Source organism: Aliiroseovarius zhejiangensis, from assembly GCF_014656375.1.
GTDB classification, from domain to species: Bacteria; Pseudomonadota; Alphaproteobacteria; order Rhodobacterales; family Rhodobacteraceae; genus Aliiroseovarius; species Aliiroseovarius zhejiangensis.
In genome coordinates, this window is sequence record NZ_BNCH01000002.1 from 257,644 (window position 1) to 275,616 (window position 17,973).

Genomic DNA, 17,973 nt, shown 5'->3' on the forward strand with positions numbered 1-17,973 from the left:
GAAACGGCGCAAGAATTGCGCCACGCTGCGGATATGAAACATGTCATTCTTGTGCCTGCGATTTGTCTGACCCTGGCCGGGTGTTCCGGTCTGGATATGAACAATATCATGCCCCGCCCACCGCATTTGCAGACCCAGCCCACCTTTCGTGACGACCTGCCGCCACCGCCGCCGGACGACGCGATCACGGTGGACGAGCTGGACACCGCCACGGACGAAGACCGGATGGCCGCCGCGACCACTGCGCCGAATGTGGCCGCTGGATCACTGGGGGTCACCGTGGCCAGTCTGGGCGACCCCACATCGCCGGGGTTTTGGGTTGAAACGCCCCTGGTCTCGTCTGAAATGCAGGGCCGCGTGCAGTCGAAAGCGACGGGCCGGACGGTGAAAGTCACCTTGCGGCCTGCCACGGGTGGCGGCAGCCGCGTATCGCTGTCGACGCTTCAGTTGCTGGACCTCGACATCTCGGGCCTGCATGAACTGGTTGTCTTTGGCTCGTGACCCTATCGCCCCCGTCTGATGCGGACTGGCTGGCCCACGGACGGGCCCGCAAGCTGATCGCGCATTGGGGCGACTGGCACGAGATGCGGGACAGGTTCGTCTGGGACATCCCCAAGGCGTTCAACATCGCCGAACGCTGCTGTGACAGTTGGGCGGCGCTGGATCCAACCCGCGTTGCCCTGACCCATGTGGCGCCTGACGGCACCGCGCATGACTGGAGCTTCGGTGCGTTGAAAGATGCCTCGGACCGACTGGCGACGGTGCTGCGTGCCCGTGGAGTGCAGAAAGGCGACCGGATTGCGGTGCTGCTGGGGCAGGGGCCAGAGGTTCTGATCTCTCATTTCGCGGCCTACAAGCTAGGCGCGGTGGTGCTGCCCTTGTTCACCCTGTTCGGCGCGGATGCGCTGGCCTATCGTCTGTCCGACAGTGGCGCGCGGATCGTGGTCACAGAGGCTGACAGCCTGCCGAAGCTGGACGAGATTCGAAACGACCTGCCGAACTTGGCCGACGTTTTCACCACGACCACGTCACCCGGTGCGCGTGATTTCTGGGCCGACATCGCGGCTGCCGACCCCTTGCCCACGCCCGTCAACACCCTGGCCGAGGATCCGGCGGTGATGATCTATACCTCGGGCACCACCGGGCCGCCCAAGGGGGTGCTGCATGCACATCGGTTCCTGTTGGGTCATCTGCCCTGTGTCGAGACCTATAACGAGGATTTCCCCCAGTCCGGCGACAAGGGGTGGACACCAGCGGACTGGGCTTGGATCGGCGGACTGATGGATCTGGCCCTGCCATTTCTGTATTTCGGCGTGCCCATCGTCAGCCACCGGATGCGCAAGTTTGACGCCGCTGCCGCCTATGCGCTGATAGCAGACCAGAAGATCCGTAACCTGTTCCTGCCGCCCACCGCGCTAAAACTCATGCGCCAGTCAGATGCGCCCCCGGCGGGTATTGATATTCGATCAATCGGGTCCGGCGGCGAAAGCCTTGGGGCCGGGCTTCTGGACTGGTCGCGTGATGTGCTGGGTGCCCCTGTGAACGAATTTTACGGCCAGACCGAATGCAATTTGGTACTGTCCTCGGTGGCGGGTGCGATGGCGGTCAAACCGGGCAGCATGGGCCAGCCGGTTCCCGGTCATGAGGTGGCCGTGATCGACGCGGATGGCACACCGTGCCCCCCCGGCAGGATGGGCGAAATTGCCGTGCGCGCGGGCGATCCAGTGATGTTCCTGCGCTACTGGAACCTGCCTGACAAGACCGCGGCAAAATTCGATGGCGACTGGATGCGTACCGGTGATCTGGGGGTATGTGACGCAGATGGCTATTTCACCTTTGCCAGCCGGGACGACGACGTGATCACCTCGGCCGGCTATCGTATCGGGCCAAGCGAGGTCGAAAACTGCCTGCAAACCCATCCCGATGTGGCCATGGCGGCGGTCATCGGCGTGCCCGACCCGGTGCGCACCGAAGCGGTGAAAGCCGTCGTCGTGCTGCGTGACGGGGCGAAACAGGCGGGCTTGGCCGACGCGCTGATCCAACTGGTGCGCGACCGGATCAGCCCTCACGTCGCCCCTCGCTATGTAGAGTTCGTCGCCGAACTGCCCATGACGGCGACCGGCAAGATCATGCGAAGGACGTTGCGTGAATGAACGACCTTGGACCCAAGAATGATCAGCCACCACATTTGAGTCGGCAAAGGTGCAAGACAACCGAAAGCACGCCAGAAACGGTCTGGGTGATATGAAAAAGGTAATCTTTCACCTCGGAACTTACAAAACCGGAACGTCATCGATCCAGAATCACCTGTTTGACCATCGCTCACAACTGCTTGAGCGTGGTATCCTCTATCCGGCCTCCGTGACGAGCGCTCAACGAAAGACCGGTCATCGCCATTCCGAGATGTTCTTGAATTTCCGATCTTTGAAAGACGACGCCACACCGCAGCGACTGATTGATGAGATCGAAGCCTTAGACGCCGATATCTTGATCCTGTCATCCGAAGTCTGGAGCTCACCTTTTTCGCTTCGACATTTGATGCGCGTGGTGAATGACCTCAAGGCAATGGGCTATGGTGACGCGCTTGGTGTCCTGTATCTGCGCAACATCGCTGATTATCGCGTCAGTTTCTATCGCGAGATGACGTGCAACCAGCGAAACAAACTTTCTTACAACACGTATATATCCGGGCGGCTCGGTCTTTTTGACTATCAGTTTCTCGTCCGATTCTACCGCGCGCTGTTTGGTGTCAAGTTGCAGGTGTTGGCGCATGAAGAAACGGACAGCGTCCGCGCGTTCAGAGACATTGTTGGTGCGAGTTTGTTTGACGGCATTGCTTTGCCGGACAAACGCTTCAACACGAAATCCGTGGATGCCGTGGACGTCGAGATCTTTCGACTTCTGAACGCGGCCGGTATGAGTCACGATCTGGCACAAAAGGTCCGCGACAGCCTGGCGCCCGCGCTTCAGACCACCGATGATTGGACAGAGCGGCAGGCAGGTGACCACGAAATGATGCCCAGTGGTTACGCCACGGACCTTGCCGCGTTGATTGGGTGGCCCCTGCACAAGACCGAGCTGCTGTTACAGGACGCGCCCATACGTGGCATGCATGTTTCACATCTGAGCGATGCCATTCGCACGTCAATCAAAGAGTTAAAGGCTGAAATGAGGGGCGCGAAGGCAGATGAAGAACCGAAAGCGCCAAAGCGCGACCGACCATCAAAGCTGACGAGATGGTTCAAATGGACATGAGCGACAGGTCCTCTGAGGAAGACCATCGGACCGAGCAATCTGCCGCTCGAATGCCTGTGCCAGCCACTTCGGAAAGGGAAGAAGGATGAAAAAACTCTTGCGCACAGTCGGTCTGGTGGCCCTGGTTTTTGCGGTCGCCTCAGGGTTGGCCGAGCGGACGTTTTACGGCGACCTGGATGACAGTGGCGTGCTTCAGGAAAGCTTCTTTCTGCCCTTGTCGGTGCTCCTGGGCATTGTCGGGTTGATCTGCCTTGTCCTGTCTTTCGTGCTGCGGGCGACCCGTTAGGCTAGGTATTTCCCCGCTTCTTTCCGGGCAAAGGCTTTCATCTTCTCGCCATGTGCCTCAAGGAAAGCGCGGGTGCGGTCGGGGTCGTGTTTGGACAGATCGCGCAGCCACCAGGCGATGGCTTTCTGGATGAACCACTCGGGATCCTCGACGTAACCCGCCGCCCAGCCAAGGACGCGATCGCGCACGGCAAGTTCGTCGGGCTTCGGGTTGTTCTGTTTGGTCCAGGGCAGGGTGATGACCAGTGCGGCGCGGCGGGTCCACATATGGTCGGATCGGGTCCAGGCCTCGACCGTGTCGATGCGGGTCGGGTCGGCGAGCAGCCGCTTCTGCCCGGCCATGCAGGCATGATCGGCAATCGCCCAACTGTCGAAATCGGGCACCCAGCTTTGAATCAGTGTCCAGGTGGTGTCATCCGGGCGCAGGCGGGCTTGGGTCAGAAGTTTGGCGGCGGCGATGCGGGCTTCAAAAATGTCGGTCTGCCAGAGTTGATCGGCCAGCGCCACGCGCTCCACGACCGACAGGCTTTGTCGCCAGCTTCTGGTCAGATCATTCAGCGCCGGGTTCGGGATGCCCAGCACCTCGCGTGTTTGTTTGTGATAGGCGGTCATGCCCTCGGCGCGGCCGTCTTCGGTGCAACCGCGTAGGGCAGAGAGCGCCTCGTCCAACGTCATTCGACCGTGACCGACTTGGCCAGATTGCGCGGCTGGTCCACATCGGTGCCTTTGGCAATCGCGGTATGATAGGCCAACAGTTGCGCGGGGATGGCATAGAGGATCGGTTGCACAAGCTCGGGTGCTTCGGGCAGGGCCAGTGTCTGCCAGACGCCGTCGCCGGCCTCTTTCGCTGCGCGTGCGTCCGATACCAGCACAACGCGCCCGCCGCGGGCCATGACCTCTTGCATGTTTGACACGGTCTTGTCGAACAGCCCGTCATGCGGGGCCATCACCACGGTTGGCGTGGCCTTGTCGACCAACGCGATGGGGCCGTGCTTCAATTCACCTGACGCATAACCTTCGGCATGTATGTAGCTAATTTCTTTCAATTTTAATGCACCTTCCAGTGCCAGCGGGAACATCTGCCCACGGCCCAGAAACAGCACGTCGCGTGCCTCAGCCAGCTTGGAGGCAATCTCTTTCGTGGCGGTGTCGATGGTCAGCGCGTGGCTCATCAAGCCCGGCAACTGGCGCAGGTCGGCCAAATGCGCGGCAAGTGCGTCGTCGTCCAGATGCCCACGGTCATGGGCCGCTTTCAGTGCCATGATGGCAAAGCAGGTCAACTGGCAGGTGAACGCTTTGGTCGAGGCGACCGACACTTCCGGCCCGGCATGAATTTCCACCGCCACATCGCTTTCGCGCGCGATCGAGCTTTCGGGGACGTTGATCAGGCTGACGATCTTGTCGACCTTGCCCGCCGAGTAGCGCAGGGCTGCCAGCGTGTCGGCGGTTTCGCCCGACTGGCTGACAAAGACGCCCAAGGTTTTGGGCGCGAAGGGCGCTTCGCGATAGCGAAATTCCGACGCCACGTCGATGTCGACGGGCAGCCGGGCATAGCGTTCGAACCAGTATTTTGCGACCAGCCCGGCGTAATAGGCGGTGCCGCAGGCGACGATGGACAGGCGATCCACACCGGTAAAGTCGATGCCGCCCAGGTCCATGGCGATCTGATCGCCTTTGACATAGGCGTTCAGCACCTCGCCCACCACGGTGGGTTGCTGGGCGATTTCCTTCGCCATGTAATGCTTGTATCCGCCTTTCTCGATCCGCGCTGCGTCCAGCTGCACGCGCTTCATCGGTCGGTTGGCACGACGACCTTCGGCGTCGTAAATCTCGGCCCCCGCGCGGGTGATCACGGCCCAGTCGCCTTCTTCAAGATAGGTGATCTTGTCGGTCATCGGGGCCAGGGCGATGGCGTCGGAGCCGACGAACATCTCGCCATCCCCGTGACCGATGGCAAGCGGGCTACCTTTGCGGGCCGCGATCATCAGGTCGTCGTCCCCATGAAACAGGAAACACAGCGCAAAGGCGCCGTCCAGTTCGGCCAGCGTGGCGGCGACGGCCTCTTGTGGGGATTTGCCGCGTGCAACATGGCTTTGGGCCAGCAAGGCCACCGTTTCGGTGTCGGTTTCGGTCGAGAATTCAATACCTTCTTCGGCGAGCTTCGTGCGCAAATCGCGGAAATTCTCGATAATTCCGTTATGCACCACCGCGACCGGCCCCGCCTGATGCGGATGGGCGTTTTCCGTCGTGGGTGCGCCATGAGTGGCCCAGCGGGTGTGGCCGATGCCGGATTTGCCCGCCAGCGGGTTGTGGACCAGCAGATCAGACAGGTTCACCAGTTTGCCGACCGCGCGGCGGCGGTCCAATTGGCCCGCATCGTTGATCGTTGCAATCCCTGCGCTGTCATATCCGCGATATTCCAGCCGCTTCAGCGCCTCGACCAGAATGGGCGCGGCTTCGTGATTGCCCAGAACGCCTACGATACCACACATGATCAGGATCCTTCCTGGCGCTTGGCCTTGGCAGCCTTGAGTTTTGAAAACAGTTTGACGGCAAGGCCGGGTTTGACCTCCATCTTGGCGCGGCCCACGGCCATGGCACCTGCCGGCACATCTTTGGTGACCACGGTGCCGGTCGCGGTCATGGCCTCGTCCCCGACGGAAACAGGCGCGACCAGGCAAGTGTTCGAACCGATGAAGCTGCGCGCGCCGATGTCCGTATGGTGCTTGGATACCCCGTCATAATTGCAGGTGATGGTGCCCGCGCCGATATTGGCATGTTCGCCCACGCGCGCGTCGCCCACATAAGACAGGTGGTTGACTTTCGCGCCATCTTCGATCTGGGCATTCTTGATTTCCACGAAGTTCCCGACCCGTGCGTCATTGGCCAGTTCGGCACCGGGACGCAGGCGGGCATAGGGGCCGACGATACAGCCGCGTGACACGTGACAGCCTTCCAGATGCGAAAACGCCCGGATGCGCGCCCCGCTTTCGACCGTCACGCCCGGGCCAAACACCACGTTGGGTTCAATCACCGTGTCGCGCCCGATCACCGTGTCATGAGCGAAATAGACCGTGTCGCGGGCAATCAGCGTGACGCCATCTTCCAGAGCAGCGTCGCGGGCGCGGGTCTGAAACACCTGCTCGGCTGCGGCCAGTTCCGCACGCGAGTTGATGCCAAGGGTTTCGGCCTCGTCGCAGGTGACGACGGTCGCACTCAGGCCTCGGGCGCGGGCGACTTCCACGATGTCAGGCAGATAGTATTCGCCCGCCGCATTGTCATTGCCAACCGCGTCCAGCAGGTCGAACAAGAGCGTGGCGTCTGCCGCGATAACGCCGCTGTTGCAAAGGGTTATGGCGCGTTCTTCATCCGATGCGTCCTTGTATTCCACGATCCGGTCCAGCGCATCCCCCTTGACCACCAGCCGACCATAGCGGCCAGGGTCTGCGGCCTCGAACCCCAGCACGACCACATCGGCGCCTTGCACCCGTGCAGCGGCCATCGCGTCCAAAGTCTCGGGTCGAATGAAGGGCGTGTCACCGTAAAGCACAATGGCGTCACCCGTGAACCCGTCTAATGCGGCGCGCGCCTGTTGCACGGCGTGGCCGGTGCCCAGTTGCTCTTCCTGCACGGCGACGGCGATGTCGGGGTCGAGGTCCTGCGCGGCGGCTTCGACCATCTCGCCCCCGTGGCCCACGACCAGCACCGTGCGTTCGGGCGACAAGGCCGCGCCCGAGGCCAGCGCATGGGCAAACAGCGGTGCGCCCGCAATCTCGTGCATCACTTTCGGCAGGTCTGAATTCATCCGTGTTCCCTTGCCAGCGGCAAGGACAATCAGGGCGGTCGCCATGTCTATCTGCTCTTTCAATTTCTTTTCGCCCGTTTTACCCCTTGGGGCGCGGCTCGCAAGCGAAAGCTGTTCAATTAACCTTACGCGAGGTTACAGGCTTTGCGTGGGAAATCCAAAGGCAGAAAACGACATGGCACAGAACGCAGCGCCGGGGCGGCGCACGGTGATTTTCGATCTGGACGGCACCTTGGCGGATACGTCGGGCGACTTGATCGCGGCGGCGAACGCCTGTTTCACCGCGTTGGGACATGGCGAGGTGCTGGATGCGGGCGCTGACCAACTGACCGCCTTTCACGGTGGCCGCGCGATGCTGCGCCTGGGGTTTTCGCGGGTCAATGGCGGAACGGTCAACGAGGCGGACGTGGAGCGCGAATTTCCCAACCTGCTGATCGCCTACGAGGATGATATCGACCGGCACACCCGCTTGTATCCGGGCGCGTTGGAGGCGGTGGCCCGGCTGCATACGGCGGGATACGCGGTGGGCATCTGCACCAACAAGCCCGAGGGGCTGGCGCGGCTCTTGCTGACGCGATTGGGCATTCTGGACCGGTTCACGTCGATCATCGGAGCCGATACCCTGCCGACCCGCAAGCCGGACCCCGCGCCCTTTATGGCAGCCGCGCGGGAGGCGGGCGGTGATCCGGCCCGCGCGCTGCTGGTGGGCGACACCGAAACCGACAGGCTGACGGCGCGGGCGGCGGGCGTGCCGTGCATCCTTGTGGGATTTGGGCCGGAAGGCCCGGGGGTGGCGCGGTTGGTCCCCGAAGCGATGCTGGATCATTTCGACGATCTGGATCAAGTTGTTGCTGACCTGATCGGGTGATACGTTGACGCCGCGCCCAAGCCAGCGCAGGCTCGGACCATGACCGAGCGATTCACCGGCAATTTCACGCAGCAGGAACCCATCCCGGACGAGGGGATTAAGGCCGCGCTGGACGTGCTACGCCACGGGCGTTTGCATCGCTATAACGTGGCCGAGGGCGAGGTGTCAAAAACCGCGCTGCTGGAGCAGGAATTCGCCGCGCTGATGGGGGCGAAATACGCGCTGGCGGTGGCGTCGGGCGGCTATGCGATAGCCACTGCACTTCGCGCGGTGGGGGTCGGGCCGGGGGATCGGGTGTTGACCAACGCCTTCACCCTGGCTCCTGTGCCGGGCGCAATTGCGTCGGTGGGGGCCGTGCCGGTGTTCGTTGGCGTAACCGAGGCGCTGACCATTGATCTTGCGGATCTGGAACAGAAGCTCGCCGCGCCGGATGCGCCCAAAGTGCTACTGCTCAGCCATATGCGGGGGCATATCTGCGACATGGACCGGCTGATGGCGATCACGGATGCGGCCGGTGTCACGGTGATCGAGGATTGCGCGCATACGATGGGCGCGCGCTGGAATGGCACCCTGTCAGGACGGCACGGCGCGATGGCGGCCTATTCAACCCAGACTTACAAGCACGCAAATTCCGGCGAGGGGGGGCTTCTGATCTCGGACGATCCCGACCTGATGGCGCGGGCGATTGTGTTGTCGGGCAGCTATATGCTCTATGACCGGCATCTGGCAGGACCGCCGCCCGAGGCGTTTGAACGGGTGAAGTTCGTCACCCCCAACATCTCGGGCCGGATGGACAATCTGCGTGCCGCGATCCTGCGGCCGCAACTGGCGAACCTGTTCGAGAACTGTGCTGCGTGGAACGCGCGTTATCGCGTGGTTGAAGACGGTTTGCGCGAGACGCCCGGTTTAACGATTATCGAACGCCCCGCAAAGGAAGAGTATGTCATGTCATCCTTCCAGTTTCTGCTTCTGGATTGGGCCGAGGAGGATGTGCTGAACGTGGTGCGCCGCTGTGCGGATCGGGGAGTGGAGTTGAAGTGGTTTGGTGGCGCGGAACCTCAGGGTTTCACCAGCCGCTATGACAGTTGGCGCTATGTCGATGCACCTGCAATGCCCGCGACGGATCGCGTGTTGTGCGGGATCCTTGACCTGCGCCTGCCGCTGACCTTCAGCCTGGACGATTGTGCCCTGATCGCCCGGATCATTCGGGATGTCGTATTGAAGCTGTATCAACGGGTGGAGTAGGGGCCTTGCCCCTCTGCGCGGACGCGCATTCACCCCAGGATATTTTGGGCCAGAAGAAGCCGGGCGTATAACATCGTGACGCTGCGTGAGTTTGGGTGCGTATTGACCCGAATCGGAGCATTTGCGATTAACTGAACAAGCGTTCAATAACGGCGGCGGCCGGGCCGGCCAAATGGAGGATTTCGGATGTTCAACCACAGCATGAATTTTGATCTTGGCGAGGACGTCAACGCGCTGCGCGAGATGGTACATCGGTTCGCGCAGGACCGCATCAAGCCCATCGCGGCCGAGGTGGATCAGAAGAACGAATTTCCCAACGAGCTGTGGCGCGAGTTTGGCGAACTTGGACTGCTGGGCGTAACCACCCCCGAAGAATATGGCGGGGCGGGCATGTCGTATCTGGCGCATGTGGTGATCGTTGAGGAAATCGCGCGGGCGTCGGCCTCGGTCTCGCTGTCATACGGCGCGCATTCGAACCTGTGTGTGAACCAGATCCGCCGCAACGCCACGGAAGAGCAGAAGCAGAAATATCTGCCCAAGCTGATTTCGGGCGAACATATCGGTGCTTTGGCCATGTCCGAGGCAGGCGCGGGGTCGGACGTGGTTTCGATGAAGCTGCGGGCCGAGAAGCGCAACGGCTACTACGTGTTGAACGGCACCAAGTTCTGGATCACCAACGGCCCGGATGCGGATACGCTGGTCGTTTATGCCAAGACCGACCCCGAGGCAGGCCCCAAGGGAATTACCACCTTCATCATCGAGAAAGACATGAAGGGGTTCTCGACTTCGCCCCATTTCGACAAGCTGGGGATGCGTGGGTCGAACACCGCCGAGTTGATCTTTGAAGACGTCGAAGTGCCGTTCGAAAACGTGTTGGGCCAAGAAGGCAAGGGCGTCGCCGTTTTGATGTCGGGTCTGGATTACGAGCGCGTCGTGCTGTCTGGTATCGGCACCGGCATCATGGCCGCCTGCATGGACGAGATCATGCCGTATATGAAAGAGCGCAAACAGTTTGGCCGCCCCATCGGCGATTTCCAACTGATGCAGGCGAAGATCGCGGATATGTATACCGCAATGAACTCGGCCCGCGCTTATGTGTACGAGGTCGCCAAGGCCTGTGACCGGGGCGAGGTAACCCGTCAGGACGCCGCCGCCTGCGTGCTTTATGCGTCTGAGGAAGCGATGAAACAGGCCCATCAGGCGGTGCAGGCGATGGGCGGATCGGGTTACATGAATGAAACGCCCGTCAGCCGCATCTTCCGCGACGCCAAGCTGATGGAGATCGGCGCGGGCACGTCGGAAATCCGCCGGATGCTGATCGGGCGTGAGTTGATGGGGGCGCAGTGATGAGCTTCCGGGGCGCACTCTTCGCTGTGTTGGTGGTTTTGGCACCTCCGGCCACGGCGCAGGACATGACCTACAGCTTCCACCCCACCACCGATTGTCTGTCTGCGATGGGGGAAGATGGCGACCCGATGCGCTGCGTTGGATCGGCGGCAAATTATTGCATGGAGGCGACCGAGGGCGGGTCAAGTACCGCCGGCATGGCGTCTTGCCTTGGGTTGGAATACGAAGACTGGGATCGCCGCATGAACCGCGCCTATGGTCTGTTGATGACCCGGTTGAAGGCCGAGGATGAAGAACTGGCGACGCTGGGCTCTGCAGCGCCCAGGCAGGCACCAGCGCTTCTGGACATGCAGCGCGCGTGGATCACGTTCCGTGACGCGTCTTGCGACTATGAACGTACGAAATGGGGCGGGGGTACGGGCGGTGGCCCTGCGTCCATCGCCTGCATGCTGCACCTGACCGCCCGCCAGTCCCTTGTGCTGGAGGCCGACCTGAACCGGTATGGCGACACGATCTGCAACCACGAAGGATGCTGAGATGAAATTGAATTCCCAAGCCACGCCTGGTTCCGAGGCGTATAAAGCCAACCGTGAGGGCCATCTTGAGGCGTTGAAAATCGTGCAGGAGGCTGCCGAAGCCGCGATGATGGGCGGCGGGCAGAAATCGCGCGAACGTCACCTGTCGCGCGGCAAGATGCTGCCGCGCGACCGGGTGTCGAACTTGCTGGACCCCGGCTCGCCTTTCCTGGAAATCGGCGCAACAGCGGCGCATGGCATGTATGATGGTGCGGCCCCGGCGGCGGGCGTGATTGCCGGTATCGGTCAGGTGCACGGGCAAGAGGTGATGGTTGTGTGTAATGACGCCACCGTCAAAGGCGGCACCTATTACCCGATGACCGTCAAGAAGCACCTGCGCGCGCAGGAGATTGCGGAAGAATGCAATCTGCCCTGCATCTATCTGGTGGACAGCGGCGGCGCGAACCTGCCCAATCAGGACGAGGTGTTCCCGGATCGTGACCACTTTGGCCGCATCTTCTACAATCAGGCGCGGATGAGCGCCAAGGGCATCCCGCAGATCGCGGTCGTGATGGGATCCTGCACAGCAGGCGGCGCCTACGTGCCCGCCATGTCGGACGTGACCATCATCGTGAAAGAACAAGGCACCATCTTCCTTGCCGGTCCCCCCTTGGTGAAGGCCGCAACCGGCGAAGTTGTATCAGCCGAAGACCTTGGCGGCGGGGACGTGCACACGCGTCTGTCCGGTGTGGCCGATTACCTGGCCGAGGATGACGCCCACGCACTGGCGCTGGCCCGTCGCGCGGTGGAAAGCCTGAACCGTAAGAAACCAATGACAGTGAAGTGGCAGGAACCGGAAGACCCCGCCTATGACCCTGAAGAATTGCTGAGTGTGGTGCCTGCCGACCTGAAAACGCCTTATGACATCCGCGAAGTGATCATGCGCATCGTGGACGGCTCGCGCTTTGATGAGTTCAAGCCCCGCTTTGGCGAAACGCTGGTCACGGGTTTTGCGCATCTGAAAGGTTGCCCCATCGGGATCATCGCCAACAACGGCGTGATTTTCTCGGAAGCCGCCCAGAAAGGCGCGCATTTCGTCGAACTGTGCAGCCAGCGCAACATCCCCTTGGTGTTCCTGCAAAACATCACCGGCTTCATGGTGGGCCGGAAGTACGAGAACGAAGGCATCGCCCGTCATGGTGCCAAGATGGTGACGGCTGTGGCCACCACCAACGTGCCGAAGGTGACGATGGTTGTTGGTGGCTCTTACGGCGCCGGGAACTACGGCATGGCCGGGCGCGCCTATCAACCGCGCTTCATGTGGTCCTGGCCCAATTCGCGGATCTCCGTGATGGGTGGCGAACAGGCCGCCGGTGTGCTGGCGACCGTGAAACGTGACGCCATCGAACGGCAAGGTGGGGAATGGTCAGCCGAGGAGGAAGCCGCTTTCAAGCAACCCACCATTGATATGTTTGAGGAACAGAGCCACCCGCTCTACGCCTCGGCGCGTTTGTGGGATGATGGCGTGATCGACCCGCGCAAATCGCGCGAGGTGCTCTATCTATCGCTGCTGGCTGCCCTGAACGCCCCGATCGAGCCGACGAAGTTCGGCGTGTTCCGGATGTAGCCCACCCGTTGCTTCTTCTGGCTCGAAATATCCTCGGGGGTCGCCATTGTGGCGCCATTGGTCCGAGAAACAATGGCGACGGGGCGGATAGCCCCCGGTTCCGCCGCCCGACAAAAGGAACAGACCTATGTTCACGAAAATCCTGATTGCCAACCGCGGCGAAATTGCCTGCCGCGTGATCGACACAGCCCGCAATCTGGGCGTGGCGACCGTTGCGGTCTATTCCGACGCCGACGCCGCCGCGCGGCATGTGAAAATGGCCGATGAAGCCGTGCATATCGGCCCGCCGCAGCCCGCACAGTCCTATCTGAAGGGCGACGTGATCATCCAGGCGGCGCAGGACACCGGCGCACAGGCGATCCATCCGGGCTATGGGTTCCTGTCGGAAAACCCGGATTTCGTAGAGGCTGTGGAAAAGGCCGGGCTGACCTTCATCGGCCCCTCGGCCGAAGCGATCCGCGCCATGGGTCTGAAAGACGCCGCCAAGAAGCTGATGGAGGAGGCCGGCGTGCCGGTCGTCCCTGGCTATCACGGGGACAATCAGGACGCCGCATTTCTGGCTGAACAGGCTGAACAGATCGGCTATCCCGTTCTGATCAAGGCCGTCGCGGGCGGTGGTGGCAAGGGGATGCGCCGCGTTGATAACCCCAAGGATTTCGCCGATGCTCTGGCCAGCGCGCAGGGCGAGGCGCAGACGGCCTTCGGCAACCCCGATGTACTGATCGAGAAATACGTCCTCAGCCCCCGCCATATCGAAGTACAGGTGTTTGGCGACGGCTCGAAAGCGGTCCATCTCTTTGAACGCGACTGTTCGTTGCAACGGCGGCACCAGAAGGTTATCGAGGAAGCCCCGGCCCCCGGCATGACAGCCGAGGTGCGCGAAGCGATGGGGCAGGCGGGCGTGCGCGCGGCCGAAGCCATCGGCTACAAGGGCGCCGGCACGGTGGAGTTCATCGTGGACGGCTCGGACGGGCTACGCACCGACGGGTTCTGGTTCATGGAAATGAACACACGCCTGCAGGTGGAACATCCCGTCACCGAAGCCATCACGGGCGTCGATCTGGTCGAATGGCAGTTGCGCGTCGCCAGCGGAGAAGGGCTGCCCAAGCAACAGGACGAGTTGACCATCAACGGACATTCGTTTGAGGCACGACTTTATGCGGAAGACGTGCCCAAGGGCTTCTTGCCCGCCACCGGCACGCTGACCCACCTGAAATTCCCCGACGGCGCGCGGGCCGATACCGGCGTGCGGGCGGGTGACACGATCAGCCCGTTCTATGACCCGATGATCGCGAAGATCACCGTCCATGCGGGATCGCGGGCCGCCGCCTTGCGTCAGTTGTCCTCGGCGCTGACCCATACCGAGGTTGCGGGGTCCGTGACCAACCTTGCTTTCCTTGGCGCGCTGACGCGGCACGACGGGTTTGCCGCCGGTGATGTGGACACCGGGTTGATAGAACGCGATCTTGCGGCGCTGACCGCCGACCCCGGCCCAACGATGGCCGATGTGGGGGCGGCGGCGCTGTGTGCACTGGGGCTTTTGAAACGCGAAGGCTCGGGCTTTACGCTTTGGGGCGGGCTGAACCACTTTGTCACGCTCACGCATGGCGAGGACACTTACGAGGTCGTCGTGACCTCTTACGGCGCGGATCGGCACGTGATCACCATTGGCGAGGACAGCATCGAAGCCACCTGCATTCACGGCCAGTGGAAAATGGGCGGCGACCGTGGCCCGCGCGTGACCAAGGCGGGCAATGTGGTGACCGTCTTTGCCCAATCGGGGCTGGAGTTCCACGTCGCCGACCCCTTGGATCAGGATGCGGGCGCAGGCGCAGGGGCGGGCGTGGTCGAGGCGCCGATGCCGGGTCTGGTCAAGGCCGTCTTTGCCAAGTCCGGGCAAGAGGTCAAGCAGGGCGACCGGCTTGCCGTATTGGAAGCCATGAAAATGGAACACAGCCTGACCGCCGCGCGGGACGGCGTCGTGGCCGAAGTGCTCTGCGCTGAGGGCGATCAGGTGGAAGCGGGCGCGCCCCTCGTGCAGCTTGAGGAAGAAGAGGAAAGCTGATGACCTTCCGGCTTCACCACGTTCAATACGCCCGGTCCATCCGGGTGCTCTGGCTGATCGAGGAAATCGGGCTGGAGGACAAGCTGGGCCGCACGCTTGAGGTTGTGGAATACCAGATCGGCTCGAAACAGATGTACGAGGGTGATTTGCCTGAAGTGTCCCCCGCATCGCGGGTGCCTGCCTTGGAAATCGGTTCCAAACGGATCAGCGAAAGCGGCGCCATCGTGCAATTTCTGATCGAGGAGTTTGCCCCCGAACTGGGTGTGAACCCCGGTGAAGCCGAACGGACCGATTACCTGCAATGGATTCACTACTCGGAAACCATGGCCAGCCTGATTGAGCAATTGAACCTGCAAATGGTCTTTCTGCGCCCGCCCGCCAAACCCAGCCCCATCGTGATCAAGCTGAACGTGGCGCGGCTGCGCCATACGCTTCTGGGGCTCGAGGCGCGGCTTGAGGGGCGCGACTGGCTGCTGGCTCGCGGGTTTTCCGGTGCCGATATCATGCTGGGCTTCAACCTGTTTGCCGCGCCTTACTATGTGAAACTGGACGAGTTTCCCAATATTCTGGCCTACAAGGCACGGATCGAGGCAATGCCGTCTTACCAGCGTGTGATAGACCGCGAGGGCGAACAACGCTTCTATGACCGTGCGTTCTATCCCGTTCCACAGGAGTAACCCCGATGGATTACGTCGAGATTTTCGAGGTCGGCCCACGCGACGGGCTGCAAAACGAAAAGCGCCAGATCCCGACCGAGGACAAGATCGCGCTGGTCGATCTTCTGTCCGGTGCAGGGTTCAAACGCATCGAGGTCGCCAGCTTCGTCAGCCCGAAATGGGTGCCGCAAATGGCGGATTCAGCCGAGGTGCTGGCAGGCATCACGCGCGCCAAGGACGTGTCCTATGCCGCCCTGACCCCGAACCTGCGGGGTTTTGAAGGCGCGATGGCGGCCAAGGCGGACGAGATCGCGATATTCGGCTCGGCATCTGAAGGGTTTTCCAAGGGCAATATCAATTGCACCATCGCCGAAAGCCTGGAACGGTTCCAGCCCGTGGCGGATGCGGCAAACGAGGCCGGGATCATGATGCGCGGCTATATCTCCTGCGTGACGGATTGCCCGTTCGACGGGCCGACGCCTCCCGACAAGGTGGCGTGGGTGGCCGAGCAACTGATCGCGATGGGCTGCTATGAAATCTCGCTGGGCGACACGATCGGGCAGGCAACCCCTGACACGATCGACGCGATGCTGGATGCAGTGCTGGGTGTGGCGGGGCCGGATATGTTCGCGGGCCATTACCACGACACGGCGGGCCGCGCGTGTGACAACATCGAAGCGTCGTTGAAGAAAGGGCTGCGTGTGTTTGACGCCGCTGTGGGCGGACTGGGCGGTTGCCCCTATGCGCCCGGCGCGCAGGGCAACGTGGCGACCGAGGCGGTGCATGACCGCGTGACGGCGCTGGGCTATGCGACCGGGCTGGATCGCGACATTCTGGAAAAGGCCGCCGATATGGCGCGGCAGATGCGGGCAGGGGAGTGAGCCATGACCTATGAGACCATCTCGATTTCGACGGACGAACGCGGCGTGGCCACCCTGCTTCTGAACCGTGCCGAGAAGCACAATGCCATGTCTGCCAAGATGATCGAGGAACTGACCCACGCGGCCCACGCGCTGGGAGGCGATGACGGTGTTCGCGTCGTGATCCTGACCGGCGCGGGCAAAAGTTTCTGCGCTGGCGGTGATCTGCGTTGGATGCAGGATCAGATGGCGGCGGACCCCGTGACGCGCGGTGTCGAGGCCAAGAAACTGGCGATGATGCTGAATGCATTGAATGAAATGCCGAAACCTCTGATTGCCCGTGTGCAGGGTCAAGCCTTTGGCGGGGGTGTCGGGATGGCGTCCGTTTCGGATGTCTCCATCGGTGTGACGGGGGCAAAATTCGGCCTGACCGAAACCCGCTTGGGTCTGATCCCGGCCACTATCGGCCCCTATGTGCTTGCCCGTCTGGGCGAAGCCATGGCGCGCCGCGTGTTCATGTCGGCGCGCATCTTTGACGCGGACGAAGCAGTGACGCTGGGCCTTCTGGCCAAAGCCGTTGCGCCCAAGGATCTGGACGCCGCCGTGGAAGCCGAGGTGAAACCCTACCTTTCCGTGGCCCCCGGCGCGGTGGCCGAGGCCAAGGCACTGGCACGCAGACTTGGCCCACCCATCACCGAAGACATCATCGACGAGACCATTGCCGGTCTGGTCGCCCGCTGGGAAAGCGCCGAGGCGCAGGAGGGCATCGCAGCCTTCTTCGACAAGCGCAAACCAAGCTGGGCGTAACGCGAGGCGGTTCGTCGTGGTCGTGGCCGGATATATCTATGTCGCGCTGATTGTCGTGCTCATGCTGTTTCAGGCCTGCATGGCGGCTGGCGCGCCGTGGGGGCATCTGGCAAATGGTGGCAAGTGGCCCGGTCGGCTGCCGGTCTACATGCGGTTTGCGGCCGTGGGGCAGGGGGCGATCCTGGGTCTGATGGGGTGGGCGATGGCCGCGCGGGCCGGTCTGGTCACCGCGCTGCCCGTCTGGACCTTCTGGGCGGCCTTCGCGGTGACGGTGCTGACCTGTGTGGCAAACCTTGCCACCCCGTCGCGGCCCGAGCGGATGCTCTGGGGCCCGGTGACGGTTGTGCTGACCTTGTGCGCACTGCGACTTGCCTGGGGTTAGCTCAACAGATTTTCAAGCTGGTGAGTCTCTTTTCCCAACCCGGTTCAGCCCGCCATTTGCTGCGCGACGGCGAAACTTGCTGGAATTTTGGTTAACAGGTGACGAATTTCTGCACGCGCAAAATGCTTAACCTGTGCCCGAACCCCTTGCAAACAACGGTATACTGAAAGGCCAGCCCTGGGTTTTGCGCTCGCATTCATAAACTCGAATGCGATATGCACTCGGTTGACCCTGCCCCCCCCTGACGGTAAACCGC

The 17,973-nt window shown here is 62.0% G+C and carries 17 protein-coding genes; 14 read left to right on the forward strand and 3 right to left on the reverse strand.

The window, feature by feature from the left end; genetic code table 11:
• Window positions 1-33 precede the first annotated feature (33 nt).
• The 4 genes from IE188_RS05930 (at window position 34) to IE188_RS05945 (ending at window position 3,541) form a co-directional block, all read left to right on the forward strand.
• Window positions 34-501, forward strand: coding sequence for a D-galactarate dehydratase (locus IE188_RS05930; protein WP_191285552.1), 468 nt, complete (start codon window positions 34-36; stop codon window positions 499-501).
• A gap of 83 nt (window positions 502-584) precedes the next feature.
• Window positions 585-2,153, forward strand: coding sequence for an AMP-binding protein (locus tag IE188_RS05935; RefSeq protein ID WP_191285920.1), 1,569 nt, complete (start codon window positions 585-587; stop codon window positions 2,151-2,153).
• Between the two features lie 91 nt (window positions 2,154-2,244).
• Complete coding sequence (locus IE188_RS05940) at window positions 2,245-3,255, forward strand: hypothetical protein (protein WP_191285553.1); 1,011 nt, start codon at window positions 2,245-2,247, stop codon at window positions 3,253-3,255.
• An 85-nt stretch (window positions 3,256-3,340) separates the two neighbouring features.
• Window positions 3,341-3,541: a DUF3955 domain-containing protein gene (locus IE188_RS05945; protein WP_191285554.1), complete on the forward strand. Its 201-nt coding sequence runs from the start codon at window positions 3,341-3,343 to the stop codon at window positions 3,539-3,541.
• On the opposite strand, the gene IE188_RS05950 is transcribed toward IE188_RS05945, so the two are convergent.
• The 3 genes from IE188_RS05950 to glmU are packed head-to-tail and all read right to left on the reverse strand — an operon-like array spanning window position 3,538 to window position 7,390.
• Window positions 3,538-4,215 carry a DNA alkylation repair protein gene (locus tag IE188_RS05950; protein WP_191285555.1) on the reverse strand — a complete coding sequence of 226 codons (678 nt, stop codon included), beginning with the start codon at window positions 4,213-4,215 and terminating at the stop codon, window positions 3,538-3,540. The genes IE188_RS05945 and IE188_RS05950 overlap by 4 nt on opposite strands.
• Complete coding sequence (glmS, locus tag IE188_RS05955; RefSeq protein WP_191285556.1) at window positions 4,212-6,032, reverse strand: glutamine--fructose-6-phosphate transaminase (isomerizing); 1,821 nt, start codon at window positions 6,030-6,032, stop codon at window positions 4,212-4,214. The genes IE188_RS05950 and glmS overlap by 4 nt, the downstream gene beginning before the upstream one ends.
• Before the next feature lie 2 nt (window positions 6,033-6,034).
• Window positions 6,035-7,390 (reverse strand): bifunctional UDP-N-acetylglucosamine diphosphorylase/glucosamine-1-phosphate N-acetyltransferase GlmU, encoded by a 1,356-nt coding sequence (gene glmU / locus IE188_RS05960; protein WP_191285557.1) that lies wholly within the window; start codon window positions 7,388-7,390, stop codon window positions 6,035-6,037.
• A gap of 130 nt (window positions 7,391-7,520) precedes the next feature.
• Here glmU and IE188_RS05965 point away from each other — a divergent pair, with 130 nt between their 5' ends.
• The 10 genes from IE188_RS05965 (at window position 7,521) to IE188_RS06010 (ending at window position 17,717) form a co-directional block, all read left to right on the forward strand.
• Complete coding sequence (locus tag IE188_RS05965; protein ID WP_191285558.1) at window positions 7,521-8,213, forward strand: HAD-IA family hydrolase; 693 nt, start codon at window positions 7,521-7,523, stop codon at window positions 8,211-8,213.
• Window positions 8,214-8,252: 39 nt separating this feature from the next.
• Window positions 8,253-9,458 carry a DegT/DnrJ/EryC1/StrS family aminotransferase gene (locus tag IE188_RS05970; RefSeq protein WP_191285559.1) on the forward strand — a complete coding sequence of 402 codons (1,206 nt, stop codon included), beginning with the start codon at window positions 8,253-8,255 and terminating at the stop codon, window positions 9,456-9,458.
• 186 nt (window positions 9,459-9,644) lie between these two features.
• The gene (locus IE188_RS05975) at window positions 9,645-10,805 is read left to right on the forward strand and encodes an isovaleryl-CoA dehydrogenase (RefSeq protein WP_191285560.1); all 1,161 of its coding nucleotides are present in this window, start codon (window positions 9,645-9,647) and stop codon (window positions 10,803-10,805) included.
• The gene (locus IE188_RS05980) at window positions 10,805-11,341 is read left to right on the forward strand and encodes a lysozyme inhibitor LprI family protein (RefSeq protein WP_191285561.1); all 537 of its coding nucleotides are present in this window, start codon (window positions 10,805-10,807) and stop codon (window positions 11,339-11,341) included. Before IE188_RS05975 ends, IE188_RS05980 begins: the two co-directional genes overlap by 1 nt.
• 1 nt (window position 11,342) lies before the next feature.
• A complete protein-coding gene (locus IE188_RS05985; RefSeq protein WP_191285562.1) occupies window positions 11,343-12,947 on the forward strand; it encodes a carboxyl transferase domain-containing protein in 1,605 nt (534 codons plus the stop codon).
• 127 nt (window positions 12,948-13,074) lie between these two features.
• The gene (locus IE188_RS05990) at window positions 13,075-15,012 is read left to right on the forward strand and encodes an acetyl/propionyl/methylcrotonyl-CoA carboxylase subunit alpha (protein ID WP_191285563.1); all 1,938 of its coding nucleotides are present in this window, start codon (window positions 13,075-13,077) and stop codon (window positions 15,010-15,012) included.
• On the forward strand, window positions 15,012-15,689 hold the full coding sequence (locus IE188_RS05995; RefSeq protein ID WP_191285564.1) for a glutathione S-transferase family protein: 678 nt from the start codon (window positions 15,012-15,014) through the stop codon (window positions 15,687-15,689). Before IE188_RS05990 ends, IE188_RS05995 begins: the two co-directional genes overlap by 1 nt.
• 5 nt (window positions 15,690-15,694) lie before the next feature.
• Window positions 15,695-16,549, forward strand: a complete 855-nt coding sequence (locus IE188_RS06000) for a hydroxymethylglutaryl-CoA lyase (protein WP_191285565.1) — start codon at window positions 15,695-15,697, stop codon at window positions 16,547-16,549.
• Window positions 16,550-16,552: 3 nt separating this feature from the next.
• Window positions 16,553-17,335, forward strand: a complete 783-nt coding sequence (locus IE188_RS06005) for a crotonase/enoyl-CoA hydratase family protein (RefSeq protein ID WP_191285566.1) — start codon at window positions 16,553-16,555, stop codon at window positions 17,333-17,335.
• 16 nt (window positions 17,336-17,351) lie between these two features.
• Window positions 17,352-17,717, forward strand: a complete 366-nt coding sequence (locus tag IE188_RS06010; RefSeq protein WP_191285567.1) for a hypothetical protein — start codon at window positions 17,352-17,354, stop codon at window positions 17,715-17,717.
• The last annotated feature ends 256 nt before the right edge of the window (window positions 17,718-17,973 follow it).